Source organism: Synergistales bacterium (assembly GCA_021736445.1).
Lineage (GTDB): Bacteria > Synergistota > Synergistia > Synergistales > Aminiphilaceae > JAIPGA01.
Map to the genome: position 1 here is coordinate 1 of JAIPGA010000085.1, position 10,578 is coordinate 10,578.

General features: G+C 67.6%; 7 protein-coding genes. All 7 read right to left on the reverse strand.

Features of this window, described 5'->3' with window-relative positions; translation table 11 throughout:
- A partial coding sequence (locus K9L28_10340) for an SMC family ATPase (protein ID MCF7936725.1) occupies positions 1-2,093 on the reverse strand: 2,093 nt, incomplete at its 3' end.
- Positions 2,090-3,220 carry a metallophosphoesterase gene (locus K9L28_10345; protein MCF7936726.1) on the reverse strand — a complete coding sequence of 377 codons (1,131 nt, stop codon included), beginning with the start codon at positions 3,218-3,220 and terminating at the stop codon, positions 2,090-2,092. The genes K9L28_10340 and K9L28_10345, both read right to left, overlap by 4 nt.
- Before the next feature lie 7 nt (positions 3,221-3,227).
- Complete coding sequence (locus K9L28_10350; protein MCF7936727.1) at positions 3,228-3,803, reverse strand: HDIG domain-containing protein; 576 nt, start codon at positions 3,801-3,803, stop codon at positions 3,228-3,230.
- Positions 3,804-3,851: 48 nt separating this feature from the next.
- Positions 3,852-4,349, reverse strand: coding sequence for a dCMP deaminase family protein (locus K9L28_10355; GenBank protein ID MCF7936728.1), 498 nt, complete (start codon positions 4,347-4,349; stop codon positions 3,852-3,854).
- 54 nt (positions 4,350-4,403) lie between these two features.
- Positions 4,404-5,066 carry a hypothetical protein gene (locus tag K9L28_10360; protein MCF7936729.1) on the reverse strand — a complete coding sequence of 221 codons (663 nt, stop codon included), beginning with the start codon at positions 5,064-5,066 and terminating at the stop codon, positions 4,404-4,406.
- A gap of 5 nt (positions 5,067-5,071) precedes the next feature.
- The gene (locus tag K9L28_10365; GenBank protein MCF7936730.1) at positions 5,072-5,986 is read right to left on the reverse strand and encodes a chemotaxis protein; all 915 of its coding nucleotides are present in this window, start codon (positions 5,984-5,986) and stop codon (positions 5,072-5,074) included.
- A 264-nt stretch (positions 5,987-6,250) separates the two neighbouring features.
- Positions 6,251-10,578 (reverse strand): hypothetical protein (locus tag K9L28_10370; GenBank protein MCF7936731.1); only part of this gene is annotated, 4,328 nt, incomplete at its 5' end.

Genomic DNA, 10,578 nt, shown 5'->3' on the forward strand with positions numbered 1-10,578 from the left:
GTCCGCTCCAGCTCCACCGCCCGCGGGGGCTCCTCGGCGTGCTCCGCCCGGAAGGCGCGGAGCTCCCCGTCGGCCTGGCGCTCCAGATCACGGGCCGACTGAAGCTCCGCGGCGGCCCGCTCCAGCTCGCCCTCCTCCAGGGACAGGAATTCCTCACGCTGCGCCCGCAGCAGCTCCTCACGGGACCAGCTGTGCCCGGCGGAGGCCTTCTTCCAGGCGGCGACGGCCTCGTCGAAGAGACGGCGGGCCTCGTCCAGCTCCCGCCCGGCGCGTTCGGCGCGCTCCCGGCTGCGGTCGCGTTGCTCGCCCAGTTTCCGGGCCTTCTCGGCGGTCTTGCCCCCCCGGATCTGGGTCTTCTGCATCTCGTCGTCCAGCTCCCCGGTCCGGGCCGCGGCCGCCTCCACCCGCCGCAGGAAGGCCTCGTCCCGGTCGGGCAGACGGCGGGCGTTCTCGGTGCGTTTCCCGTCGAGCCGGACCAGTTCGCGATCGGCCGCATCCCGACGGGCGACGCGATCCCGGATGGCCTTCTCCTTCTGCGCCACCTTCTCCTCGGCCTGTTCCCGCGAGAGCGTGCGCCACCCTTCGGGGAGGGGCTCCGCGGGGAGGTCCCGGAGCCCTTCGTGGAGTTCCAGGCCCTGCCTGAGGAGGCGGTGGCAGCGCGCCTTGGCGTTGGTGATCTCCTCCAGCGCCCGGGAGAGGCCGGAATCGGCCAGGGTGCGGGCCATCTCAACGGCCCGGAGGCGGGTGAGGGTCTGCAGCTCCACCACGTCGGCGTCGCCTGCCAGCAGCTCCAGCCAGTCGGTCAGGGCGGTCAGCAGGCGGTCCATCCGCTCCTTCAGCGCCGCGGCGGCCTTTTTGTGCTCCGCCGTCACCCGCCGCCGCTTCTCCAGCAGCTCCTCCCGGGTCAGGAGCGCGGCGGCGCGGCGCCACTCCTCCAGTTCGGCCTGGATCTGCCCCTTCTCCACATCCATCCGTTTTTTCTCGTTTTCCTGATGGGCCATCTCGTCGTGAATCCACCGGATCTCCGCGACACAGGAGGCGTACCGGGCCAGCGGGGCCTGTTTCTCCTTCTCCTCGCTGAGCTTCCTGTAGTGGTCGCGGAAGACCTGCAGCAGATCATCCTGCTCGCGGAAGGCCCCCTCTTCCTTCTGGAGGGCCTGCCGGGCCTCGCGTTCCCCGCTGCGGGCGCGTCCCAGACGGGAGGCCCGTTCCCTGAGGGTGCGCAGGCCCTCCGAGGCGGCCGAGAGGGAGGCCCGATCCCGGCAGCGGCGCTCGTCCCGCTCGGCCCTGGCGCGCCGGTGCCGGGCCCCGTTGAGGCGCCTGGTGCGTTCGTCCAGGGTGCTCCGCGCTTTCTCGGCCTTGCGGATCCCTTCCAGGGCCCGCTCCAGCCGGTCGCTCCGCGTCCCGGCCTCCCGACGGCGTTCCCGCAGCGTCGGGAGGGGCGCGATCCCTTCCAGATCGCGCTGCAGCCGGTCCAGCTCCCACTGGATCCGGGCGAGCTCCTGCGACGCCGACTGCTTCACCTTCTGCGCCCGCTCCCGGAAGCGCTGCTCATCCTGGAGGCCCAGCGCGGCGGCCAGCACCTTCCAGCGGTCGGCGGGGGTCTTGTCCACCAGCTCCGTCACCGCCCCCTGGGGGACCAGCACGGAGGTGCAGAAGGCCTCCCGGAGGGCGGCGATGCCCCGGCCTTCCTCGCCGCCCGAGGGGTCCAGCAGACCGGCAAGGAGGGATTCCGCATCCTTCACCGACGAGGCCAGGGGGGTCCAGCCCTCCTCCGTCTCCTCGGCGAGGGCGATCCTCTGGGCTTTCCTCTCGGGGAAAAAGGTCCGGCTGATCCGGTAGCGCCCCCCGTCGAGGCGGAAGGTGAAGGCCACCTCGCCGCGGTCGGCGCCGACGCGCACGTAGCCGGACTGGTTGAGCCTGCGGGTGCGCGTCTCCGAGGGCTCGCCGAAGAGCGCCACCAGCAGGGCGTCCAGGAGGGAGCTCTTCCCGGCGCCGTTGGGCCCCACGATGGCGACAACACCGCCTTCAAAGGCCAGGTCGGCCTCGCGGACGCCGAAGAGATCGCGGATCACCAGCCGTTCCGGCGTCATCCCCCGGCCTCCTCATCCCCGGCGGCCTGCCCGCGGAGGAAGCCCCAGACCTCCTCCGGGTCGGCGCCGTCCAGGAGCAGCTGCCCGGCGCGGGTCACCAGCTCCCTGCGGGGGCCGTCGTCCTCCTCGGAGGCCACATACTGCGCCCAGAGTTCCGCGGGGTGCAGCTCGGCGCGGGGGCGCTCCGCTTCGGCGGAGCCCTCCGGATCGGCGCCGGGGGCCATCCGGACGCGGACGATCCGGCGGTCCTCCTCGCGCAGGCGGTCCAGCAGACGCAGCTCGCCGGTGGGACAGCTCTCCAGGGAGATCCGGACCCAGCTGTCGTCCTCCAGCATGCCCATGGCGGCGGGGAGTTCCGCCGCCATGCTCTCCTCGTCGGGGTAATGCAGGGTGTGGAGGCTCCTCCCCCGGAGCGGGAGGGCCCGGAGCACGCCGTCGGCGCTGTCCGCCAGGAGTGAGCCGAGGTCCTGGCCCTCCTCGGCGAAATCGCCGCGGTAGAGCGGTCCGGCGTAGAAGGCGCTGATGGGGTCATCGGTGACGGGGCCGTGGCGGTGGATATGGCCGCAGATCATGGCGGAGGCGCCCAGATCGGCGGCGCGCCCGGGATCCACCACCGGCTCCGTGAGGCCGGGGACGGTGCCGGCGAGGGCCAGATGGGCCGCCAGAAGGGTCAGCGAGGGGTTGCCGTCCGGGGGGTCCGTGGGGAGGAGGTCTTCGGGGGCCCCCTCGGGGGGGATCTGATGGTGCCGCAGGTAGGGGAGCAGATAGAGGGCGACGTCGCCCACCTGCTGCAGCGACGGGCTGTCGACGATCCGGAGGCGGTCGCCGGCGTCGAGGATCTCCCAGACCTTCACCCCCGCCCAGTCGTGGTTGCCCCGGAGGAGCAGCACCTCCGGCCGGGAGGGAAGGTCCAGCAGTCTGCGGATGGTGGCCGCCACCAGGGTGACGGCCTCTTCGCCGGGATAGCGGAAGGTGTGGAAGATATCGCCGAGGACCACCACCGCCTCCGGCCGGTGCTCGCGGGCCTGGTCCAGCAGCTGCTCCAGGCCGTCCCGGGCCTCGGGCAGGCGGTCGATCCCCCAGGTGCGGGCCCCTACGTGCCAGTCGCCGGTGAAAAGGAGCCGCACGGCGCCGCTATGCTCCCAGCCCGATCCGCTCTTCCACGGGGCGCAGGCCCTCGATGGTCTCCTGGATCAGCTCGTCCATGGAGACCCCCAGCATGTCGGCGCCCTTCTGGATCACCTCGCGGTCCACGCCGCGGGCGAAGGCCTTGTCCTTCCACTTCTTCTTCACGGACTTGAGCTTCATGTCCTTCGTGGAGCGGCTGGGGCGCACCAGGGCCACGGCGATGACAAAGCCCGTCAGCTCGTCCACGGCGTAGAGGGTCTTCTCCATCTCCGACTCCGGGGGCACATCGTCCTGCACCAGCCCCCAGCCGTGGGAGCGGACGGCCCGGACGAGCTCCTCGGGGTAGCCCTCCCCGCGGAGCCACTCCACCGCCCTGGCGGTGTGCTGCTGCGGGTCGTCCTCGGTCTGCTCCCAGTCCAGGTCGTGGAGCAGTCCCACCACGCCCCAGAGGTCCTCGTCTCCGCCCTTCCTGGCGGCCATATGGCGCATCACCGCCTCCACGGCCAGGCCGTGGTTGATGTGGCCTTCGTCCTTGTTGTAGCGCCTGAGGAGCTCCAGCGCCTGTTCTCGGTCGGGAACCATGGTCATGCATCCACCTCCATAGATCGTTCGCCCGAACGGCTGCGCCGCTCAGGACGTCTCGGGGTCGTCGCAGAGAAAGCGCCGCGCCTCGCGGACCGGGCCGGTGCAGTGTTCCTCCAGGCCGGCCTCGGCGCGCAGGGTGCGGGCCAGTTCGTCGGGATAGGAGTGGGCGTAGTAGAGCCGGCGGATGCCGGCGTTGATGATGGCCTTGGAGCAGAAGGAGCAGGGCTCGGTGGTGCAGTAGAGGTCCGTTCCCTCCGTGGAGGTGCCGGTGGACGCCGCCTGGGCGATGGCGTTCATCTCGGCGTGGGCGCCGCGGCAGATCTCGTGGCGCTGCCCCGAGGGGATGCCCAGCTGCTCCCGCAGACAGCCCGTCTCGGCGCAGTGACGCACCCCGCGGGGCGCGCCGTTGTAGCCGGTGCTGACGATATGCCGGTCTCTAACGATCACCGCGCCGACCTTGCGGCGCAGACAGGTGCTTCTGGAGGCCACCACCTCGGCGATGACCATGAAATACTCCATCCAGTCGGGGCGTCTCTGCTCCATCGGTTCCTCCTGTTTCACCCGGGGGCCTCCCGGCCTCTCACCTCTCCCCGATGGTCAGGCCTCGTCCTCCCGCCACATATCGGTGAGCGAGACGGTGGGGGCGCTGCCGACAATCTCCAGGGTCTCCTTCAGTTCGTAGGAGTTGATCACATTGGCCATCAGCATATCCGTCACGTCGTCGGTCTCGTAGGGGATGGAAAAGCGCCGGTAGCCCAGCCGCTCGGCGAAGAAGGCCGTGGAGTCGCCGTTGACGCCTGTGCTGTGCAGGGCCTCCTGCAGCATCCCCAGAAAGGGCTCGTCGTCGAAGAAGGGATCCTCGCTGGCGATGACGATCACCTTGCATTCGTCCAGCAGGATGCCGTCGTTCCAGACCCCGCAGAGGGTGAGGCCCACCTTGAGGCCCGCGGCCTCGCCGAGCATCCGGGTGAGGTTCTCCATGGCGGCGGAATAGCTGAAGACCATGGCGAAGCCCAGCTCCAGCCCCTGTCCGCGCTCGGGACGGATGAGATGGTCCGGAAAGAGCGTGCCCACCCGGCCGCTGCGCAGACTGCGCAGCAGGAGGAACTCGCTGTCCATGTTCAGCGACAGGTCGGCGATGTCCCGCAGCTGGCTGCTGTGCACCGACTGCAGCGACGAGGGCGCCAGCGAGAAGTAGTAGGGCACCCACGCGGCGATATCCAGTTCCACATCCTGGTCCCAGTACGGCAGTTGACCCAATCGTTTTACCCCTTTTTCGTATAGTTCTCTTCGAGCAGGTTACAGACCCTGTCGACCAGCTCGTCGATCTCCGGTTTGGTGATCTGCGCATCGGCGCCGACGCTCACGGCCTTCCGCTTGATGTCCTCAGCCATGATGGAAGAGAAGACGATCACCGGAATCGGTTCGATCTCGTCGCCGGACTTGACCTTCCTGGTGAGCGTCAGGCCGTCCATCTTGGGCATCTCGATGTCGGTGATCAGCAGGTGGAAGGTATCCTCGCCGGCCGACAGCCGGTCCCAGGCCGCCTTGCCGTGGCTCACCAGCTCCACGTTGTGGAAGCCGCCCTCGGCCAGGGCGTCCTGCAGGAGGCGCCGGATCAGCGGCGAATCCTCGGCCACCAGGATGGCGTAGTCGTTGGGGTCGCCGATGGCCTTGCTCGCCTTCGCGCCCCCCTCGCTGACGTGGAACTGCTCCTCGATGGTGGGGTTCACCATCTGGACGATCCGCTCGTAGTCCAGCAGAAGGATGTTCCGGTTCTCCCGCTTGATGACGTAGAGGGCGTTCTCCCCCAGAAAGCTGCCGGTCAGGCTGGAATCGAGCTCCTCGGAGCTGATCCGGTAGATCCGCTCCACGGCGTCCACCACGAAGCCCAGCTTCATCTTGTTGAACTCCGTCACGATGACCTTGCTCTCCTCCAGGGGCACCTGCTTCTCGATCCCCAGATAGATCCGAATGTCGATCAGGGGGATCACCTCGCCGCGGACCGTGGTGATGCCCACCATGGACTCGTGGGCCCTCGGTACGGGACGCACGCCGGGCCAGCGGAGGATCTCCCTGGTCTTGTCCACATTGATGGCGAAGGACTGGTCCCCCAGCTGGAAGACCACCACCTGCCACTCGTTGGTGCCGACCTCTGTCAGTATTCGCTCTTCTTTCATGACACCATCACCCGCCTCGTGTGCAGATCCTTTCCGTCAACTATAGTCGAAGTTTCCCAATGCCTCAAGCCTTTTCGCCGCGGAAGCCGCCGGAGAGGCTCCACGGGCCCCCGGAATACAGCACGCCCGGGGCGCGGGCCCGGGGCGGATGGTTCCCTCTGTTGCGGTCTATCGGTGAGGCGGATCGCCGGTGCCGGTTCGCCGGTGCCGACGGATCGGCCCTCCGGTGTTGCCGTGCTGACGCTGTTGCCGTTTGTTCCGGTGCTACCGCCGGCGCAGGATGGCCATGGCGGGGATGGCCAAAAGCAGCAGCGCCAGGGCGGAACCGCCGAGGCTGCAGCCGCCTCCGCCGTCGCCGCCGGGTGTCGGTTCGGCGGCGGTGTAGGTGACGATGGCCAGGTCGGTCTCCACGCTGCCGTCGGCTGCGCCGTCGCGGTCGTAGGCGCCGCCGTCTTTCACCCGCACGTTCAGGCCGCTGTCGCTCTCGCTGACGTCCAGGTCATCGCTGCTGTGGCCCGGGGCGAAGCGCTTCCACTCACCGGTGGAGGTGTCTCTGACGAGCAGGGCGGTCTGCTGGTCGGCCTGGGCTGCCATGTTGTTTCCGTTTCCGATGGTGAAGCCGGCTTTCCCGCCGGGTTCGCCGATGGCGGCCTTCACCCTGGTGGCTCTGATGTCGTCCACGCTGGATGCCTCGCCGTCATCCAGCAGGTCCTGGGCGCCCTGCTGGATGGCTTCCTGCTCGTCGCCGCTCACGGGCGTGATGTCCACGCTGACGGTGCCTTCGTCGGGGGTGACGTCATTGCTGTCCACGGGTTCGGGATCCGGCACGGGGCCGGGTTCCGGCGTGGGTGTCGGGGCTGCGGTGGGTCCTGCAGTCGGTGTGGGGGCTGTCGTGGGCTGCGGCGTGGGTGTGGCGGTGGGGGCTGTGGTGGGTGCCGGTGTCGGCGCGGCGCCCTGGTAGGCCAGGACGGCCTGTTCGGTGGCGACCCTGCCTTCCGTGGGGTCGCTGTCGTAGGCGCTGCCGTCGTCGACGGCGACGATCATATTGTTTCCGTCTTCCATCACCTGCAGGGCCGCTCCGGTGGCGCCGGGGGTGATGAGGTCCCACTGCTCTTCGCTGCTGTTGTAGGCCAGGAAGCCCTTCTTGCCGACGGTGGCTGCTCTGGTGTCGGCGCCGGTGATGGTGTAGACGGCGGTGCCGCTGCCTTCTTCCAGGAGGGCGGTGACGGCGGCGGCGCGGAGGCTGTCAAGGGCCAGGATGGTGCCTGCCCTGGTCAGCCGGTGGATGTTGTCTTCCACGGCGACCTGGGCTTCCAGCTCCAGGGGGGCGGCGTCGGTGCTGGCTGTCCCGGTGCCGGGGGCGATGTCGCTGCTCTCCAGGGGATGCAGCGGCGGGAGGACGCTGTAGCTCCCTGTGGCGTCGGGGCTGCGCTCGCCGTAGTCGTTGATGACCATGCTGATGCGGTGGTCGCCTTCCGTCTCGGGGAAGTGGCGCACCTGCTGCCGGACGCTCTCCCCGGGCATGATGATGGGGATGTGGAGGTCGGCGATCTCGGTCTCGCTGCCGTCGGGGGCGGTGTCCACGTAGGTGGCGTAGACGTCCAGGGCGAGGCTGGATCCGCTGTTTTCGATGTCCGCCTCGGCGGTGACGGCCCGGCCGACCAGGGTGGTGTCGGGGGAGATCTCAATCTGTCCGTCCAGCTCCCGCAGGTCCCGGGTGACGGCGGTCTTCAGGGCGCCGCTCTCGCTCTGGTGGCTGCCGAAGTCGTAGACGGCCACGGGGCCGAACCAGCCCCGGTTGTCGCTGTAGCTGTCGCCGTTGTCGTGGTGGGCCATCTCGGTGACCTTGTCCAGCGGGTCCACGGTGACGTGGAGGTAGTAGGCGCCCTGGTCGAGGTTGCTGATATCCCAGGTGACCTCGGCGAAGGTCCAGTTGGGATTGTCGCCCTCGCCCCAGGTGCCGATGGAGATCCGGTCGCTGCCGATGGTGGTCAGCTCGCTCTGCTTGGGGTCCTTGGTTTTGGCGTGGGCGAACTGGACGTCGAGGTTCTGTACCCCATTCTCGTTCCCGTCGTAGTCGATGGCCAGGTTGTAGACCCGGCACTTGGCGGTCACCGTCTTGTGGATGTCCTGCTCCAGGATATGGTCCAGCTTGGTGCCGCCGTCGTAGAAGAACATCCCCTGCAGCTCGTTGAAGTTGGGCTGTCCTGCGGCCCACTTCCAGAGGGTGCGCCCCGTGGGATGCTCGACCTTGTGTTCGTACCAGTTGTGGGGCAGGCCCAGGGCGGGGTTGGGGTGCCGGCCGTACCGCTCGCCCCACCAGTCACGGTTGTCTTCAATGAGACCGGCCATGTAGGTGGTCAGCAGCGCGCCCACGTCGGTGCTGTAGACCTGGGGGTGGAAGTTGTAGCCGAAGAGGCCGCTGTCGTCGAAGTCGGCGTCCTTGGCGTTGATGCTAAAGCCGGTGCTCTCGGTGACGGTGTTCTGGTTGCTCCTGCTGTGCTGGAAGCACTCGTCGTGGGTGTAGTGGGCCTTGGCCGAGACACCGCCGAAGATCCCGTCGTACATGCCGCTCATGCTCGCCGACATGTCGGTCTGGGTCTTGTTGTCGACCATCGTCGTGGCGCCGTCCTTGAACTTTTCCGTGTCGGTCCATTTCACGTCGTAGGTGGTGCCGCCGGAGATCCCGCTCACACCGGGGTCGGCGAGCAGGTCCGCGCTGGCCGCCACGTTGAAGTAGCCGGCTTTCAGCAGTTCCTTGTTCCAGGGGTAGGTAAGGATGTTGCCGCAGACATGCGGCGGCTGGTACCACCGCTGGGTACGCCCGATGTTGGTGTGCTGCGTCGACGGCGTGGGCACGGCCACCTGGTAGTAGATGGGGTTGCCCTGATCGTCGGTCTCGCCGAGCACGGGATAGCGCCAGAGCACCACCTCCTGCCGCCGGTAGTTCAGCTCGTCGCCCTTCTTGGTGGTGGTGGAGTAGCTCTGCGTCCTGCCCTTGAACTGCGCATCGCTCATCTTGTCCACGTGCTTCTTCACATGGCTGAAGGTGGCCGACATCTTCTCCTCGGCTTTGAAAAAACCCAGGTCGACGCCCATGTGCTCAGAGAGGGTGGTGCTCTTCCCGAAGGTGCTGGCGTACCGCTGGCTGGTCTTGACGATGTTGGATCCGCTCTGGGTCCCCTCGAACTGGGTGTAGAAGGACTCCAGCCTGGTAAGGTTCCAGGCCTTGTCGTCTCCATCGTCGTCTTCGATGTAGTCCAGGTGTTTGGGCGGGTTCTGGACGATCACCATGGGGCGGATGTCCTGCTTGATGGTGATCTTGGCCGGCGTCCCCAGCGTGATGCTGTCGCCGCCGAAGTCCCCCGGGACGAGAACGGGCATCTCCTTGTGGGGATCAAAGTCATCGGGATCAAGCCAGTCCACCTCGTCCGCTTTGTCGAACCCCTGCAGATCGCCGTCGTCCAGATTCGGCGTGTAGAGACGGACCGTGGGAAGAAAGTCTTCCTCCACCGGGCCATCATAGTAATTGTAAAAAGTGACGAGCTGGCGGACGGCGCTGCCCTGGTCGTTCCAGGTGCTGTACTCCTTGCCGAAGGCGCCTGCCGCCAGGCCGGCGTAGACATACTCGCCATTCTTGATCCCTATCTCACCGAAACCGACAATTTGCGCCGTCCCCTTGAATCCGCCGCCCTCTACATTAAAGACAGAGACAGAGAGGTAAGGAGCGCTTCCAGTCGCATATCCCATCACGCAACATTCGTCCCGGCCGTCGCCGTTGATGTCGGCCACAGCGAGCTGCGAAGCCACGGGATTGAACTGCCAGGGATCCGCGTCGCTCTGTCCGCCTATCCCGCCATTCTTGACGGTATGCGTGGCCTCTTCCTTCCAGGTCAGGTCGCCGCCCTGCCCGGTCACGCTGAGGAGCGAGAGATGCGAATTGTGTCCGGGGTTGGCGTGCCGGATGACGTAGAGCTTGTCGCTGCCGCCCTTTTCGCTGTTGCCGGCAGCCAGGGCGCAGACGGCGTTGGCGTTTGAATATGCCGCCACCTGGTAGCTGCTCCCGTATTTCGTGATGTTGAGGTCCCTGTCCACGGAATAGGCGTGAAGACGCATCGTCCCGTCCTCCTCTTTGGCGAGGACCACCACTTCCTTGCGGCCGTCCTGATCGAGATCGACCAGGGCCAGCTGGCCGCACCGCTTGGAATCGGGGGCCCCGGCGACCTCCGTAGAGCTGAACGGCCCGGGATTCTCTCCCGGTTGCCCGTCGTTCACCGTCAAGCCGTAGGTATACGCCCCGTCCGCGGTGCCGCGGGGGAACACGCTCGCATAGTCGGAGACGTGGTCGCCGTTCCAGTCGTGGGCGATGATGTCCACGGCGGGGTTGAAGGACTCATCGCGCGTGGTAGTGGGGCTTTTGTTGTCTGCCGACAGGGAAAAGGCCCGCGTCAGCGGATCATCCCCATCGGTGACGTCCACGCTGAAGACCCGCAGGGTAAACCTGTTCGTGGAGGTGTTGACACCCGCCACGGCCAGCCGCTGCCGGCCCTTGGGCCCCGAGCCGTAGACGGCGTCCACGGTCCTGTAGTCTC